General features: G+C 58.1%; 14 protein-coding genes. 9 read left to right on the forward strand and 5 right to left on the reverse strand.

Annotated features, from left to right (window positions below):
• Window positions 1-2: 2 nt before the first annotated feature.
• Complete coding sequence (locus tag AB5Y99_RS08430; protein WP_005351410.1) at window positions 3-494, reverse strand: molybdopterin-dependent oxidoreductase; 492 nt, start codon at window positions 492-494, stop codon at window positions 3-5.
• 338 nt (window positions 495-832) lie between these two features.
• Between AB5Y99_RS08430 and AB5Y99_RS08435 the strand changes: the two genes are divergently transcribed.
• The 6 genes from AB5Y99_RS08435 to AB5Y99_RS08460 all read left to right on the forward strand — a co-directional run bounded on the left by AB5Y99_RS08435 (window position 833) and on the right by AB5Y99_RS08460 (window position 6986).
• Window positions 833-1183 carry an STAS domain-containing protein gene (locus AB5Y99_RS08435; RefSeq protein ID WP_005333409.1) on the forward strand — a complete coding sequence of 117 codons (351 nt, stop codon included), beginning with the start codon at window positions 833-835 and terminating at the stop codon, window positions 1181-1183.
• Window positions 1180-1596, forward strand: coding sequence for a hypothetical protein (locus tag AB5Y99_RS08440; protein WP_005351415.1), 417 nt, complete (start codon window positions 1180-1182; stop codon window positions 1594-1596). The genes AB5Y99_RS08435 and AB5Y99_RS08440 overlap by 4 nt, the downstream gene beginning before the upstream one ends.
• A gap of 18 nt (window positions 1597-1614) precedes the next feature.
• A complete protein-coding gene (locus tag AB5Y99_RS08445) occupies window positions 1615-3720 on the forward strand; it encodes an SLBB domain-containing protein (protein ID WP_005360128.1) in 2106 nt (701 codons plus the stop codon).
• 1 nt (window position 3721) lies between these two features.
• Complete coding sequence (locus tag AB5Y99_RS08450) at window positions 3722-4390, forward strand: tyrosine-protein kinase family protein (RefSeq protein WP_005360129.1); 669 nt, start codon at window positions 3722-3724, stop codon at window positions 4388-4390.
• A 23-nt stretch (window positions 4391-4413) separates the two neighbouring features.
• Window positions 4414-5904, forward strand: a complete 1491-nt coding sequence (locus tag AB5Y99_RS08455; RefSeq protein WP_368209385.1) for a SpoIIE family protein phosphatase — start codon at window positions 4414-4416, stop codon at window positions 5902-5904.
• Between the two features lie 80 nt (window positions 5905-5984).
• Window positions 5985-6986 carry a glycosyltransferase family 4 protein gene (locus tag AB5Y99_RS08460; protein ID WP_236297716.1) on the forward strand — a complete coding sequence of 334 codons (1002 nt, stop codon included), beginning with the start codon at window positions 5985-5987 and terminating at the stop codon, window positions 6984-6986.
• 292 nt (window positions 6987-7278) lie between these two features.
• Here the strand turns inward: AB5Y99_RS08460 and AB5Y99_RS08465 are convergent, their stop codons facing one another.
• From AB5Y99_RS08465 to AB5Y99_RS08475, 3 genes are read right to left on the reverse strand one after another with little or no spacing between them, the layout of a single operon-like run.
• Window positions 7279-7914 (reverse strand): sugar transferase, encoded by a 636-nt coding sequence (locus AB5Y99_RS08465; RefSeq protein ID WP_005333398.1) that lies wholly within the window; start codon window positions 7912-7914, stop codon window positions 7279-7281.
• Complete coding sequence (locus AB5Y99_RS08470) at window positions 7911-9104, reverse strand: glycosyltransferase family 2 protein (RefSeq protein ID WP_368209387.1); 1194 nt, start codon at window positions 9102-9104, stop codon at window positions 7911-7913. Before AB5Y99_RS08470 ends, AB5Y99_RS08465 begins: the two co-directional genes overlap by 4 nt.
• Window positions 9105-9135: 31 nt before the next feature.
• Window positions 9136-10251, reverse strand: a complete 1116-nt coding sequence (locus AB5Y99_RS08475; RefSeq protein WP_368209388.1) for a glycosyltransferase — start codon at window positions 10249-10251, stop codon at window positions 9136-9138.
• A 157-nt stretch (window positions 10252-10408) separates the two neighbouring features.
• Here AB5Y99_RS08475 and AB5Y99_RS08480 point away from each other — a divergent pair, with 157 nt between their 5' ends.
• From AB5Y99_RS08480 to AB5Y99_RS08490, 3 genes are all read left to right on the forward strand, one after another.
• Window positions 10409-11824, forward strand: a complete 1416-nt coding sequence (locus AB5Y99_RS08480) for a GumC family protein (RefSeq protein ID WP_368209389.1) — start codon at window positions 10409-10411, stop codon at window positions 11822-11824.
• A 372-nt stretch (window positions 11825-12196) separates the two neighbouring features.
• On the forward strand, window positions 12197-12982 hold the full coding sequence (locus tag AB5Y99_RS08485; protein ID WP_368209390.1) for a hypothetical protein: 786 nt from the start codon (window positions 12197-12199) through the stop codon (window positions 12980-12982).
• 298 nt (window positions 12983-13280) lie between these two features.
• Window positions 13281-13919 (forward strand): hypothetical protein, encoded by a 639-nt coding sequence (locus AB5Y99_RS08490; RefSeq protein ID WP_368209391.1) that lies wholly within the window; start codon window positions 13281-13283, stop codon window positions 13917-13919.
• A 103-nt stretch (window positions 13920-14022) separates the two neighbouring features.
• Here AB5Y99_RS08490 and AB5Y99_RS08495 read toward each other — a convergent pair whose 3' ends face one another.
• Window positions 14023-14868, reverse strand: coding sequence for a DUF1194 domain-containing protein (locus AB5Y99_RS08495; RefSeq protein WP_158113088.1), 846 nt, complete (start codon window positions 14866-14868; stop codon window positions 14023-14025).
• Window positions 14869-14952 lie beyond the last annotated feature (84 nt).

The following is a 14952-nucleotide window of genomic DNA, read 5'->3' on the forward strand; positions in this document are numbered from 1 at the left end:
ATCTACTCCACTTTTATCGCGCTGATCTGCCAGATAGCCCGACCGTAATAGAGCTTGTTTTGCAGTTCGGGATATTGATCGAACGGATAGACAAGGAACAGCGGCCCTTTGTCACGCACCGACAGTGGCTTGCCATTGATCGTGCGGGCGAGGATGACCCGATACTGCTCGGCATCGCTTGTCGGCACCTGTACCGAGTAGTCATTGAGCGCGGTAATGGTGAGCTGTTTGCCGGTTGCCCCGACCTTGGCCAATACATCTTGCAGCAGCGGGCCGCGAAAAGTCTTGGCTTCGTCATACCAGGGGGTATGGGTTTTGATTTCGTGTACCGGCAGTTGATCCAGCATGGCGCTGTCCCACAGGGCCAGAGCCTGATGAGTGGGGCTGCTGATGGCGCCTTCAACCTTCAACACGGCGCTGTCAGGGGAGGGGGCTGCGTATGCGGTGCCGCAAAGGGCTGCCAGCAGTGGTGCGATGTAAAGGCCTGCTTTCATGATCTCTCCTTCCTGGAAAATGGCGGCATGGGGGCCGAGCCAACGGTGGCTTGTGAAGTGTGTCCAAAGGCAAGCAATAATCGGGCCCAGTCTAATGGGCTTGAATTATCAGCTATTTAGCCTGTTATCGGGCGATCTCGGCCAAGGTGAATTGCAGTTTGCAACGTGCGGGGGAGGTCAATTGCAATTTGGCAATCAAAACGAGGAGTGGGTGTTGGTGAATAAGGCGCAAAGAGTATCATTTGGAGAACAAGTGCCGTGGCACTGCCCGGCATAACATTTGCAATGTGCTGAATGCCGTGACAGCAAATAGTCTGAGAATCGACAAGGAGCTAGCGATGGAAAGCATGACTTACACCCTTAATGATATCCAGGTAGTGGTACTGGAAAACGAGTTTGACGCGATGGCCGTCAGTGAGCTCCGCCCGTTGTTTGAAACCCTCTCGACCCACCCGGGAGATATCCTGGCCGATATCAGCGATGTTCATTTTATCGACTCGTCGGGGATCGGAGCCTTGGTATTTCTCTATAAAAGATTGATTATGAACGGGCATCAGATGGCCCTTGTCTGCGGACCCGGTCAACCTCATGACCTGCTGGAGATGCTGCATATCGACCGGGTGATCCCCTGCCATGAGAGCATCAAGGCCTATATGCGCTCCCGTGGCATGATGGCCGCTGCATCATGAAACGCTTTGGTATCCTGCTCTCGTCCATTCTGTTGTCGGGTTGTGCGCAGTGGCCACCGGAGGGGTATGGCGGCATGGCCGAGGCAAGACCCACCCGAATTCCGGTCAATGAGGATGAACGGCGGGTCTGGTCTCGTTATGATGAGCGTCAGAAGGAACTCGACTTGCAGCTGACGGAATTAAAGCAAGCGAGTCTGCAGGGGTGTATGCCTGCCGAGTTGAAACGACTACAATCTCAACGTATTGATATCGAACGGGATATGCACGGACGGCTCTGGTCGGATGTAGCCTGGCGTCAGACCGTGTTGGCACAATCACTACAACAAGTACGTTTGCGGCTGCAACAGACAACAGCGGATGGCTGTCGTGCTGATTGGTCAGGGCTCCCCTTACGCCAATGGGGGCAGACGTAACAGACGAAAAGGATGTCTATGAAACGGGGCGCTCTCGAAGGATTGATCTGTGTTCTCTTGCTGTTGTTCACCTGCCCGTTACTGGCCTCCACCTTGTTGGCTCCCGGTGATCGGTTGGCCATAGTGCAACCCGGTGAGCCTGCTTTTGATCAGCCTTTCCAGATCAACAAGCAGGGGGAGATTGCACTGCCTGAAGTCGGCAACGTCGTGGTGGGGGGAAAGACCCTGCAACAGGCGGATGAGCTGATCCGCACCGCCCTCAAACCTGTTTACAACAACCTCTCTCAATTGACCGTCACCTTGCTGGAGAAGCGGCTGCTGATCAGCGTGATGGGCTATGTCAAAAAACCCGGCAGTTATGATCTGGCGCCCGATGGCAACGTGCAGATGGCCCTCGATGCCGCTGGCGGTCTGGTGCCTGGTGCCCAGCTCAACAATATGCAGGTGCGGCGTGGCAGCACGGTCTCTAGCTTCGACTACAAGCGTTATCTCGATACCGGCGATGCCAGCGTGTTGCCGCCATTGCAATCCCTCGATGTGGTGTTTGTGCCCGCATCCCCTTTGATCGGCAACGTGCAAATAGATTTTGATGCGGCGACCCTGGCGGCAGGCGGGGATGGCGATACCGGCAAGGCGATCAAGGTATTTGGCGAGGTCAACAGCCCCGGCGCCTTCAGTTTCAAGAGCGGCAACTCCATCGTGGATCTGCTGATGCGAGCCGGTGGGGTGACCCGCTTTGCCGGGGTGGAGCGGATCCGGGTGATCAATGGTGATGCCCCCGAACTGTTCGATCTCAAAGCCTATCTCGACTCCGGCAACAACAAGCTGCTCCCTAATCTGGCGCCGGGCGCCACCATCTTCGTGCCCAAGGATGAAGAGCAGATAAAACGGGGAGCGCGCACCATCTACATCATGGGCGAGGTGTTCAAACCCGGCGCCTATGAGGGGCGGGAAGGGGACTCCTTCCTCGATATTCTGGCCAATGCCGGCGGCCCGACCCGCTATGCCGAGAGTCGCCAGATCCGTTTGCTGCGCACCGATGGCACGATCGAACCCATCGACTTGCAGGCCTATACCGAAGGGATGCAAAAGGCGCTTCCCCAAGTCAAACCCGGTGATGCCATTTTTGTGCCGGAAAAGACCGATATCAACGAGAAGTCCTGGTTGAAAGTGGCACCCGGACGGGCGGTGATGGTGATGGGGGCGGTGCGGATCCCGGGCCGCTATGAATGGTCTGACGAGATGTCGTTGCTGGATCTGATCGCCCACGCCGGAGGACCCAACGAGCGGGCCGATATCGCCAAGGTGCAGATCCTGACCGCCGAAGGGGGGCAGGCCACGCCAACCCTGTTTGATCTCGACAAGTTTCTCCATCAGGGGGGGGCGCTGGCCAGCCTGCCAAAGATCCGGGCCGGATTCACCATCATGATCCCCGAGCTGCCCACCGATCCCAGTGACAACAAGTCCCAGTGGGTGCGCCAGTCACCGGACAGTTCCATCTATATCTTCGGTCAGGTCGGGGCCCCCGGTCGCTATGCCTTCAATGAGCAGATGGGCTTCATCGACATCCTGTCGGCCGCCGATGGTCCGACTGCGGCGGCGGATCTGCGCAATGTGCGCATCGCCCATCGCAGTGGCAGCACGGCGCGGGTCAGCAAGCTCGATCTTGCCCTCTACTTTGAAACCGGCGATGAGACCTTGCTGCCCAAGGTGCTGCCCGGCGACTCCATCTATCTGCCGGAGAAGAATCGCCCCTGGCTCGACGAGCCGAAGGAGAACACCATTCGGGTGCTGGGGGCGATCGCCCGTCCCGGTCGCTACCGCTTTGACTCCTCCATGACCCTGCTGGATCTGCTGGCAGAGGCGGGGGGCCCGACCAGCAGCGCCTATATCAAGAAGATTGTGGTGATCAACATGGCTACCAGTGGTCAGGGGGATCAGGCCCGCAGCTTCGATCTCGACGGCTTTGCCAAAGAGCCCGACTTTAGCCAGTTGCCGGTGCTGCGTGCAGGGGACACCGTCTTTATCCCTGATAGCAAAAGCAGCAACTGGGCCATCTTCATGGATGGCATGCGCGACATCCTGACCACGATCTCGGTGGTGGCCCTGGTCGGGACGCTTTGATATGAGCATCCCCATTCAATATCTGGAGCTCGAATCCCTCTATGCGGCGACGGTCGCCCGGGGGATCCGCTCGCTGGCGGTCACCTCGTCAGAAGGGGGAGAGGGGGTGAGCTCCATCTGCGATGCGCTGGCAAGGCGCTCGGAGGCGGATGGGCTGCGCACCCTGCTGGTGGATCTCAATCTCTATCACCCCGGCCGCGCCACGGCGGTTGCCTGGGGGCCCAATGATGTGCCCGAGCCTGTGGCCACTGGTCGGTCGTTGTCGCTGCTCCCGGCGCCGGGCAAGGATCTGATGGCTTTTCGCAACAAGGATACCTTGCGCCAGCTGCTGGTTCGCTGGCTGGAGCATTACGATGTGGTGATCTTCGATACCTCGCCGCTCACCGCCCTCAATCGGGGCAATATTCCGGCCGATCAGGTGTGTGGGGCCTGTGAAGGGGCGCTGCTGGTGGTACTGGCGGGGGTGACCCCGACGACCGTGGTACAAAGTGCGGTGGATAAACTGACTCGTGCCGAGGCCAATCTGATTGGCGCTGTCTATAACGACAAACTCAACCCGGGGCTGGCCAGCGAGATCCTGCGCGAGCTCAACCGGCTGCCCAGCAATCGGGTGACCGAATGGCTCAAGCGCTGGTGCCGGCGCAGTGCCTTGCTCAATTTCCGGATCTGATCGCCCGCTGATGGAGGCCCGATATGGATGACTGGTTGCGATCTGCTCCGGCAACCTTGCAGGCGGTGCGCGAACTGCGCAACCGGCTGGCACAGGGGCTCTCCCTGTTTCAGGTCTCCCCAAAGGATCAAGCCAACTGGCTGCTCTGTTTCAGTGAGCTGGCCACCAATAGCGTCAAACACACAGCTCCTCCTGCGACCCGGCTCTGGCTCACGCTGAAAGAGGATGAAACGGGCTTGAGTCTGATACTGGAGGATGATGGCGGCCCGCAACCCGGTCTTGCCAGCGCGCCGTTACCCGATGAGCTGCAGGAGGGCGGATACGGGCTGGCGCTGGTGCACCAGCTGTTTGCCGAGGTGCACTTCTCTCGCGACGGTGATCGCAATCGCGTGACCCTTCGCCAGCAGGGCCCGGTCAACCAGCTGCCGGTGATCGCGGTGATCGACGATGACAAGGTGATGCGTGCCCTGCTCACCGCCTATCTCCATGAGCACTACCGGGTTGAAAGTTATGCCGACTCCCATGCCGCCCTGCTGGCGCTCGGGAAGCAACCTCCCGCGCTGGTGCTCTCCGATATCGAGATGGAGGGGATCGATGGCTTTGGGCTGCGCCAGCAGTTGATGAAGGATCCCAAGATGAAGGGGGTGCCCTTTATCTTCCTGACCGGGCATCAGGATCAGTGGACCCAGAGTCGGGCGGGGGCGCTGGGGATCGATGACTTTCTGGTCAAGCCCATCACCAAGCAGGACCTGTTGCTGGCGGTTTCGCGGGTGCTGCAACGCTCGGAGCAGCTCAAGTCGCAATGGGGCGAACAGCTGGATCAGCGCATGACCTCGGCGCTGCGCCCGTTATTGCCCGCCACCTCCATAGGGGGATACCAGCTGGCGTTGCAAACCCGCGCGGCCACCGTGGGGGGCGGTGACTTTCTGCTGGTCAAGGATCGGGTGCTGTGGCTCGGGGATGTAATGGGCCACGATGCGGAAGCCAAGTTCTTCGCCCATGCCTATGCCGGTTATCTGCGCGGCTTGCTGACTGCGCACGATCTGGAGCGCGCCCCCGCCCGTTTGCTGACCATCTTGTCCAATGCGGTTCACAGTGATCCGTTATTGGGGGCTACTCTGCTCACCACCCTCTGCATCGAGCTCGGCAACAAGGGGCGGGTGCAGTGGGCCAGCGCGGGCCACCCTGCGCCCTGGCTGGTCGGGCCCGGTACCATCCGTCAGGTCGGCGTGACCGGCCCCTTGCCCGGTTTGCGCCCGGATCCCCACTTCGTGACCAATGAGCGTCAGCTCAAGCCCGGCGAGATCCTGCTGTTCTGGACCGACGGTCTGCTCGATAGCCGTGATGCCGCAGAGCGCCAGCGCTGGGAGTCGCAGCTAAAAGAGATCTGCCTGACTTCGGGGCCCGGTCTTGAGCAACTGGCTCATCGCATTGCCCGCTGGTTTGATGAGCGCATCAATGATGCCGCCCTCGATGACATGACCCTCTTGCTGGTCGCCTGTCCCGGCGCCTGATCCTGCCCCTCCTTACCTGACTGGCCCGCTCTATGCAGCGCCTCATTTCAGGTGGCATGGAGCCACGGGAGGAGGTGCCTATGTTACCCATGCAGCAGATCTGGCTGGCCATCGATGCGCGTCAGGTCGGTGGAATAGAAGTTCACATTATCCACTTGGCCAACGATCTGCTGGCCAGGGGATTTCGCCCCACCATAGTGCTGGTGAGCAACCATGGCATGACCCCGTTTACGACCCTGCTCAAACAACAGGGCTTGCCCTACGAGGTGTGCCAAAACAGCCGCGATTTTATGCGCCGTCTGGCCCGCCAGCCTGCTTCTGTGCTGATCCATACCCACGGCTACAAGGCCGGGGTGCTGGGGCGGCTGACAGCCTGGTTCACCGGTAAATCGGTGGTTTCGACCTTTCACAGCGGGGATGACGGGGAGGGATTGCTGAAGTTTTACAGCTGGCTGGATCGCACCACAGCGCGTTTTGCGAAGTGTATTGCAGTAAGCGAGCCCATCGCTCGCAAATTGCCTGTGCCAAGCACGGTGATCAGCAACTTTGTCCCCATGCCTGCGACGCCGGCTACGGTAACTGGCAACCGGATTGCCTTTGTCGGCCGCCTCTCGCCGGAAAAGGGGCCGGAGGCGTTCTGCCAGCTGGCTGCCTTCTGCCCGGACGGGGCGTTTCATCTCTACGGGGATGGCCCCATGAAAAGCGCCTTGTTGCAGCAGTATGGTGATCGCGTCCAGCTTCATGGTTTCCAGAACATGGCCAATGAGTGGCACAACATCGACCTGCTCTGCATCACTTCCCGCTTTGAAGGGTTGCCGCTGGTGGCCCTGGAGGCGATGGCTCACGGCATACCGGTTTGTACCTTTGCGGTGGGGGGGCTGGTCAATCTGATCGACCATAAATCCAATGGCTGGCTGGTGGAGCCCGGCCATGTGCGGGATATGGCGGAGCTGGTCAACTACTGGCTGCGCAGCGATGGGGTGGTGCGCAGCAAAATGAGTCAGGCGGCCCGCAACACCATCGCCCGCGGGTACAGCGTGAGCAACAGAGTGACCGATATTCTGGCCGTCTACGGCGCCTGAATCACGGAGAAACCTGTCAAAACGAGTGGCCGCTGGCCACTCGTTTTTTTATGTGCCGGTGTTAGGGGTTGCAGGGGGCGGATTGCTTCTGTGATCACGCAACGCTTGGGTTTCTGCTGTTGGTCAAACAGGCATCAGGCCTTTGGATGGATGGGGCCAGATGATGGCGATCAGATCGCTGACTTCTCGGTGATCAACGTTGATTTGCCACAAGGATGCGCCATAAAAAAAGCCATTGCAGTAGCAATGGCCTGATGGGCGTTGATATGTGGTTGAGGTTGGTGCGGCGGGATTAGCGCCCCTTTTTGCCGACCATGATGGCGATCGTCTTGCCAATGATATGTACATCCTGCACCAGCCAGCGCCAGGGGTGGAGCAGGGCGACCGAGTAGGCCAGATCGAACGCCAACTTGCTGCGCACATCATCCAGCGACTCGTCGTAACCCTGATTGACCTGTGCCAGACCGGTAATACCGGGGGCCACTTCATAGGTGCGTTCGATAAAGTACGGCACCGCATCTTCCAGCCGATTGGCGATCCCGGGTCGCTCTGGACGGGGGCCGATCAGCGACATCTCCCCCTTGAGCACATTGATAAACTGCGGCAGCTCATCGAGCCGGGTTTTGCGCAGAAAGTCGCCGCTGCGGGTGATCCGGCTGTCCCCCTTGCCACACCAGACCGGCCCGGTGGCCGCCTCGGCGTCGGCGCGCATGGTGCGAAACTTGATCATGAAAAAGAGCTCGGTATGGGTGGCGTGGCTGCGCCCGATCCGCAGCTGACGAAAGAACACCGGACCCGGGCTATCGAGCCGGATGGCCAGCATGATCAGCGGCCACAGTGGCAGCGTCAGCAGCAGGCCAAGAGTGGCACCGAGCAGATCCATGCTGCGTTTGACCACCAGGGTCAATCTTGGAATGGGGTGTGTCATACGGCTTTCTCCTGTGACATGAAACGTATGGGGGCGCGCAGGCAGTAGCGCAGGGTGCCCATGCCGTTGTACCAGTGTCCGAGCACTAGATAGTGGATTTTGCGAAACAGATTGGGCCAGGGGTGGACAGGGGTCAGCTGGATCAGGATGACCAGCAGATACCCCAGCAGTTGCAGCCCCAGCAGTAGCTGAAACAGCAGGGATTGGGTAGCCAGCGGGATGGCGCAGAGCCACAGCAGAGTCAGGCAGAGCGGCATCAACACCCGCAGCCCCTTGCCACTGGCAAAGTTGAAGGCAACCCAGCCGAACTTGGGGTGTAGCAGGGGCAGCAACCGCAGCAGCTGCTGGGTGTTGCCGGCCCCGATCCGCTTGCGCCGTGCCGCCTCCAGCGCGGCATTGGAAACTTCCAGCTCCAGTGCGGCGCAGCGATTGTCATAGACAGCCCGATACCCCTTGGCGATGGCCTGCATCGGCAGGATGAAATCGTCATTGATGGTATCGGCGGCCAGCGGGGTGAGGCACTCCCGGCGCATCATGTAAAAGGCCCCGTGGGCACCCAGCATGCCGCCAAGGGCCGATTCGCAGAGCTTGATCTGGCTTTGATAGTGCCAGTAACTCTCCTCGCCCTGGGAGCCCGGTTGCCAGAAGCGGTACGCTTCCCCGACCACCCCTACCTTGGGATCGGCAAAATGGGCGACCGCCAGCAGCAGGCTGTCGATGGGCAGCAGGGCCGAGACATCGGTGAGTGCTACCAGATCGCTGTGCACCCGGGTCATGGCCTCGTTGAGCACGGCGACCTTGCCGCGATTGCGCGGGTGATCAAACAGCCTGATCTGCAACTGCTGCAGGGCGGGATCTCCGAGCTGGCTCAGCGCAATGGGGTAGCTGTTGTCGCTGCAGCCGTCGAAATGCACATGCACCCACAGCTTGTCGGCGGGGTAATCGAGGCTGGCGAGGTTTTGCAGCTTGGCCGCGATGGTCGCCGCCTCGTTGTAGACTGGCATCAGCAGGGTGATGGTCGGCAGCGCCTCATCGGTGGCGTCTGTTTTGAACCCTCGATCCAGAGGGCGCGGTGGATTGGCTACCTTGCGTGCCTGCCGACCACCGAATTTGAGCAGCAGGGGATAGCCGACATGGTGGTAGACCACCAGTACAGCGCACAGCCAGAACACGATCATGATCCATTCCATGGGATGCTCCTCTGGTCATCGGGTCGCTTGATCAGCGGCTGTAAAGCTGCTGATAGGCCTGAGCCATCCGGCTCAAGCTGCTTTGCTGGCACACAAACTCACGGGTGACGGCACGCAGGCTATGGCACTGCAGCAACCCTTGTGCCAGAAGCTGGGCAAGGCGGCCGGGATCCCGCTCCGACAGGATATGGCCGCTGTCCTGACAGACGATCTCTCTGGCCGCCCCCACGTCGCTCATCACCACCGGTACCCCGCACGCCTGTGCTTCCAGCACGCAGAGCGGCATCCCCTCCGCCAGCGAGGGGAGGCAGAAGAGATCCAGCCCCTGATAGAAGCGCGGCATGTTTTCGACCAGCCCCAGAAAATGGACCCGATGGGCGATCCCCAGTTGCTGACACTGTTGTTGCAACGCATTTTGCAAACTGCCGACCCCTGCCAACGCAAGATGCACCTCCTGCGGCAGGGCGCGGATCGCCTCCAGCAGCAAGGTGTGACCCTTGACCGACTCAAGGCGGGCGGCGCAGCCAATCAACTTGACCCCTTGCGGCAGTCCCATCTCCTGACGGGCGAGGGCGGCGGCGCCCGGGGCAAAGCGCAGCTCATCGATGCCGTTGGGGATCACGGTTGGCGACAACTGGCCCAGCTTGGCCAGCAGCTGGTTGGCTACCGGCGTGGCATCGGCCACCAGAATGGGTTTGAAGACGCGCAGTCCCCACAGGGCCAGCGTGCGCTGATGGGGATCATCGAGATACCAGGCATCGTGCTCTGTGTGTACCAGGGTGGGCACCCGGGCCAGCCGACTGGCCAGCCCGCCATAGAGCATGGGCCCAAGATGGTGGGTATGTACCGCGGCTGGCTTGAGTTGGCGCAGCAATCGGGTGAGCCGCCAGAGGGTCGCCAGCGACCAGCCCGCGGGCTTTTCCAGACAGTGAATATTGCCAGCAAAGGGATGCAGAGCGGGCCATGCCCTTAGCACATCCCCTTTGCACCCTTCGAGAGAGATGATATGCACCGGTTGCTCGGCCGGGCTCGCCTGCGTGAGGTTGAGCACCATGGTCTCCAGCCCGCCGGGCTGCAGGTGCTGCACGATTTGAACGATGGAGCTTCTGCGGGGATGGGGTCTGTGCGACGGGATTGATGACAACATGGTTCGCGCTCCGGCAAGGGAAGGGGTGACACCCCGGATAGCGGGAGAATGCGAATCTTGTACCACTCTTGCTATCTGCCCACAGAGGCGATCAGCTCCTGTAGTGGCACTGCCTTTGCATCGTGCGGGGGGAGGGCTTTTCTCAGGGAGTGATGCCATGCCTGTTCAGTTCTATTACAACCTCTACATCATTCTCTTTGCCGCCTGGCGCCGTCGCTATCTGCTGGTGATCCCGGTACTGGTGATGCCGCTGGTGGGCGTGACGGTGGGTCTGCTCACCCCCAAGGAGTATGAGAGCCGCACCACCTTTATGGTGCCGCAAGATGCCAACCAGACCCCGACCCTCAAGGATCTGATCACCCAGGAGAGCCTGAAAGATCGCTTTGCGGTGCTCGAAGCCCTGCTGCGTAGCCGTTATGTGCTCGATGGAGTGGCGCGGGATCGCGGTCTGGTCAATGACGAGACCCCGCCAGCTCAGCGCGATGCCATCATGGACTGGCTCTCGAGTGCCGTCTCGCTGCGGTTGATCGGCGATGAGGTGATCGAGATAAAGGTCAAAGCGGATTCGGCGGCCAACAGCGCCGGTTTGCTCGAAGCCATTTCGCGGCGCTTTTTCTTCAACCTGCTCAGCAAGGGGCGCCAGTCGGCGGAATCGTCCGAACGTTTCCTGCAAAGCCAGCTCGACAGCCGGCGCAGCGAACTGCAAGAGGCAGAGCTGCTGCTCGCCGACTTCAAACGGGAGCATGCCAGCGCCTTGCCCCAGCAGCAGAGTACCAACGTCGCCCGTCTCTATGGTTTGCAGGAGCGCTATGCCGAGAGCCTGATCACCTTGCAGCAGGCCAAGGCCCGGGTCGATCAGCTATCGCTGGGGCAGGAGAGCCAGCTTGCTCGCCAATTGGATGAGAAGCTGCAACTGATGCGCACCGAGCTGGTGTTGCTGCGGGCCCGCTACAGCGACGAGCACAGCAAGGTGCAGAGTCTGCGCTATCAGATTGACCAGTTGCAGCAGGAGTTCGAGCAGCTCAAATCCCAACCGGATATGGCGCGTGGGCCCGAGTGGCAGTTGGCCCAGACGCAACTGACGGAGGCGGAGCAAAACGCCGCCGGCTTGAAGAGTCAGCTGGATGGGCTGGACAAGGTGGTCGACTCCCAGGGGGATACCGAGCGCCAGCTCGCCGAACTGGAGCGGGATCTGGCGGTCAAGCGCACCCTCTATCAGGACTTGCTGCTGCGCTATGAGAAGGCCAAGGTGACCGGCGATCTGGGCAACTTCGAGCAGGGGGAGCGGATCAAGGTGATCGACAAACCCTTTGCCCCCAGCAAGCCGAGCAACTACCCGCTCTGGCTGTTTTTGCTGGCAGGCATTGTTGGCGGGCTGGGGCTCGGCTGCGGTCTGGCGCTGGTGGCCGAACTGGCGGATGCCAGCCTGCGCCGCTCAGATCAACTGGCCGCTCTGGTCAAGGCGCCGGTGCTAAGCCGGATTCCCTACTGCGAGCCGGTGCCGGACTATCCATCCAATAGTGATCATGCGCTGGATGGGCAGGTGCTGCCCTTGTCACCAGAGCCGGGGTGATTGCCGTAAAAGCGGGCTATCAGCCGAAACCTGAATATTTCTGATTAGGCCTCTTAATGAGGCCTTTTTTATATCGTGAAGATGGTGGAGTAAACATCGCGGCAAGCCGATAAAAGAGGAGATAGGCTGCATTTTCTATTTCCGTTTGTTGACTGTGGTTTTACCCAGTGGTACAAGTGGAGCCGCCGTAAGGCGTTGATAATACGCTTATAAGTCTGGCGTTGGTTGTTAATACATTTTTAATGATTTATTGGTTGATGCGAACAATATTATTTGCAGTGGCTTTGACACTAAATTGCTCAACTCTTAACAAAGTGTTAGCTATCACAAGAAATTCCAAAGCAGCAGTTTACTAGATAATTAGGTTTTTGAATGGAAAGAAATCACTTTACGTTTATACAAATGAACACATCGGCTCATTTACTCTATGCATATGATGAGCTTGCACTAAAGATTAAGAAAGAAATCTGTATGCTTGATGTAAAAAACCCTTTCTCTGTGGCTTATGACAAACATGAACTTAATGGATTATTTATCGGGCTTAATCTTGCATTAATGAATATGAATGCAGCGATTTTAGAGGGAAGCCTACGCTCGCTGCTTTGTGAAATTATACAACGCAACTCGGAATTATTAGGTGAACATTCGATTAATAATTCAGGTCAACCAGAGTACAGGGTATTAACGCGTTCTTATGAGCTACTCAAGCGCTTTCAAGAAGATGTAGAGTTCCAAGGTGGGTGGGATAAGTTAAAACGTCAATACAAAGACTATTTAGGGGTTAGTATTGACAACCTTCTAGATAAAGAAAAAACGTCAGCAATAAATTCCATCTTTACACTAAGGAATATCGCAGCTCATGGGACTAGTTACGTGATCCCTAAACATGAACTAACTGACGATGACAAGGGAACATATCTATTTAAATGGCAATCTAAAACACAGTCGTTAACCGTTTATACAAAAAAAGTATTTAACCTAGATGTCCTGAATGCTCTAAAACACCCGTGTTTTGCTTACCACTATCTGGAGTTAATTAAAGAGTTATTGGAGCTCATTCAAAATGAAAATTTCCCCCCGAATGCAAAAATGCTGCTCGATAATATCCGTAATTACTCATTTGGCTATAGGAATTTTGGAACGGTAGTGGTTGAGTAATAGTTGACATAGTCTTCAAGAAGGACAGCGCTCGTAGGTTCGATTAGCCGGTAGGCGTAATCGGACGATCGCGGTGAAATTCCATGTCAATGCGGCAATAACGTCACGACCGACGCCAGTTCGAGAGTCAGTTTTTTTGGGGGGCGGAGTGGCAAGATGGGAGGGTTTTAGCGAGTTGAATAGAAATATTGCAGAAAGGCCGCGAACGTCCGATTACGCTGTGCTAATCGAACCTACAGCCCTTGCTTGCTGCAAGTATCGAATGTTGCAAGGCAGCTTATTTCAAACGTGAGGATTGATGAATCAACCCATGGCGCTCACTGATGACTACACGTTTTGCGTCGCAGGCACCGGCACTGGCACCGGTACGGAATACCGCTTGTGCGCTCCTTTTCTGCTCCCCAAAGCGGTAGACCCAATAGCCATGCTGGCTGTTGCCAATCAGTCCCTCGACCTACATCCCTGTGCTGCATTATCACAAGATGCTTCAAGAGCTCGGAGCGCTGCCGCCTTTATGTTGCTATGTGTGGGACGAGCCGCTCAGGCTGAGGCCATTCTCCGAGAGGTGATCTCCGCGCAGATGGTTTCAGAGGACGATGCTGCTCGCGTTAGCTCAGAACTACGCCTGGTGCAGGTTTTGCAGCGGCTCGATCGTGCAGATGAAGCTGTCACCTTGGCCACCCAAGTAGTTTGTCGGTTGCAACCAAAATCCCTTATGCGGCATTTCGCACTGCATCATCTTGGCAAGGCTCTCGTACAGACCGGCGCCTATGATAACGCTCGCGCCGTGCTGTCAGAGGCGCTCTCTCTACGCCAGGCGCTGGGCAAGAGTGAACTTATTGCATCAACTTTGGAGGCGTTATCGTTGTTGCCCTCAGAAGAACAAGCGGTGCAGCATCCATATGGTCAGAGCTGGCATATTGGTCAATCGGGCTAATTTCGTCAGGGCGACTAGCCTTTGCGCTCTGCATTCAGATCATCACCGCCACAAAAAAATCAGGGAGCCATGGCTCCCTAATCGCAACACACGGGGTGATTAACTAGCCGATAGCTGGCGATTGTTGCCAGTTGGCTTGCTGCGGACGGCCTTGAGATCGGCGCTGATAGCGCCAGGCCAGCAGTAGCGGCATACCGAGAAGCAGCTGGGCGGCCAGCGGGATCTCCTCGATGGGGGCGGCCAGTGCCCCTTCCGGAATAATGCCCCCCTCAATTTCGGCAGCCAGTTTGAGCTCCAGCGCATTGCCAAAGTCGGCAAAGGTGGTGGCATTGATCACAAACGCATCCTGACCGCCCGCCACGTTCTCCACATACCACTCTTGCAACACCCCATCGGCATAGTCCTGACCTATGGTGATGCCGTTGATGGTATCGATGCCGGAGGCGAGCAGTTGATCCCGCACGGTAGAGGTATCCAGCCCGTTGTTCTGGATACCGTCACCTGACACATCCATCACCTGGCGGGCGGCGGTGTAGTTGTTGGTATCAAACTGCTGGGCACCAAAGGCCATGGCCGAACCGGGGGCCGTCATCCCCGCATAGGGGCGGACCAGGGCATCTAGGGTGGCGGCGAAGTTGTTGATGGAGGTCATGTCGTAGAGGTGGAACCAGTCAGTCATCACGCTCTGCTGGTTGCTGCTGCTCCACATGATCATCTGTACGGCGATGGACCCGAGTTTGCCACCACTGGTGTCGAGGATGGCGCTTTGTACATCCTGACTGTAAAAGGCGTCCACATACCCCTGTAATTGCAGATTGAATTCCGATGAACTGACGCTGCCCGACACATCCATCAGCAGTTGCAGTTCGGTATCGACTTCGGTCAAGGCGTATGCGGGGGAGGTTACCAACAACATCCCCAGCAGCCCTGCCAACGGTTTGAGTTTCATTGCTCACTCCTTCTCCCTGGCGCTAGTGCCAGCAGGGTGGAATGAATAAAGCGTGCCAGCTTTGTTGCATCCTCGGACTTGGCT

Origin of the sequence: Aeromonas sp. R4-2 (assembly GCF_040908295.1) — a bacterium.
Lineage (GTDB): Bacteria > Pseudomonadota > Gammaproteobacteria > Enterobacterales > Aeromonadaceae > Aeromonas > Aeromonas veronii.

What these genes read in the sequence shown, in the direction of transcription:
- AB5Y99_RS08430 (WP_005351410.1), bottom strand. Translation starts at nt 494, where the DNA reads ATGAAAGCAGGCCTTTACATCGCACCACTGCTGGCAGCCCTTTGCGGC.
- AB5Y99_RS08435 (WP_005333409.1), top strand. Translation starts at nt 833, where the DNA reads ATGGAAAGCATGACTTACACCCTTAATGATATCCAGGTAGTGGTACTG.
- AB5Y99_RS08440 (WP_005351415.1), top strand. Translation starts at nt 1,180, where the DNA reads ATGAAACGCTTTGGTATCCTGCTCTCGTCCATTCTGTTGTCGGGTTGT.
- AB5Y99_RS08445 (WP_005360128.1), top strand. Translation starts at nt 1,615, where the DNA reads ATGAAACGGGGCGCTCTCGAAGGATTGATCTGTGTTCTCTTGCTGTTG.
- AB5Y99_RS08450 (WP_005360129.1), top strand. Translation starts at nt 3,722, where the DNA reads ATGAGCATCCCCATTCAATATCTGGAGCTCGAATCCCTCTATGCGGCG.
- AB5Y99_RS08455 (WP_368209385.1), top strand. Translation starts at nt 4,414, where the DNA reads ATGGATGACTGGTTGCGATCTGCTCCGGCAACCTTGCAGGCGGTGCGC.
- AB5Y99_RS08460 (WP_236297716.1), top strand. Translation starts at nt 5,985, where the DNA reads ATGTTACCCATGCAGCAGATCTGGCTGGCCATCGATGCGCGTCAGGTC.
- AB5Y99_RS08465 (WP_005333398.1), bottom strand. Translation starts at nt 7,914, where the DNA reads ATGACACACCCCATTCCAAGATTGACCCTGGTGGTCAAACGCAGCATG.
- AB5Y99_RS08470 (WP_368209387.1), bottom strand. Translation starts at nt 9,104, where the DNA reads ATGGAATGGATCATGATCGTGTTCTGGCTGTGCGCTGTACTGGTGGTC.
- AB5Y99_RS08475 (WP_368209388.1), bottom strand. Translation starts at nt 10,251, where the DNA reads ATGTTGTCATCAATCCCGTCGCACAGACCCCATCCCCGCAGAAGCTCC.
- AB5Y99_RS08480 (WP_368209389.1), top strand. Translation starts at nt 10,409, where the DNA reads ATGCCTGTTCAGTTCTATTACAACCTCTACATCATTCTCTTTGCCGCC.
- AB5Y99_RS08485 (WP_368209390.1), top strand. Translation starts at nt 12,197, where the DNA reads ATGGAAAGAAATCACTTTACGTTTATACAAATGAACACATCGGCTCAT.
- AB5Y99_RS08490 (WP_368209391.1), top strand. Translation starts at nt 13,281, where the DNA reads ATGAATCAACCCATGGCGCTCACTGATGACTACACGTTTTGCGTCGCA.
- AB5Y99_RS08495 (WP_158113088.1), bottom strand. Translation starts at nt 14,868, where the DNA reads ATGAAACTCAAACCGTTGGCAGGGCTGCTGGGGATGTTGTTGGTAACC.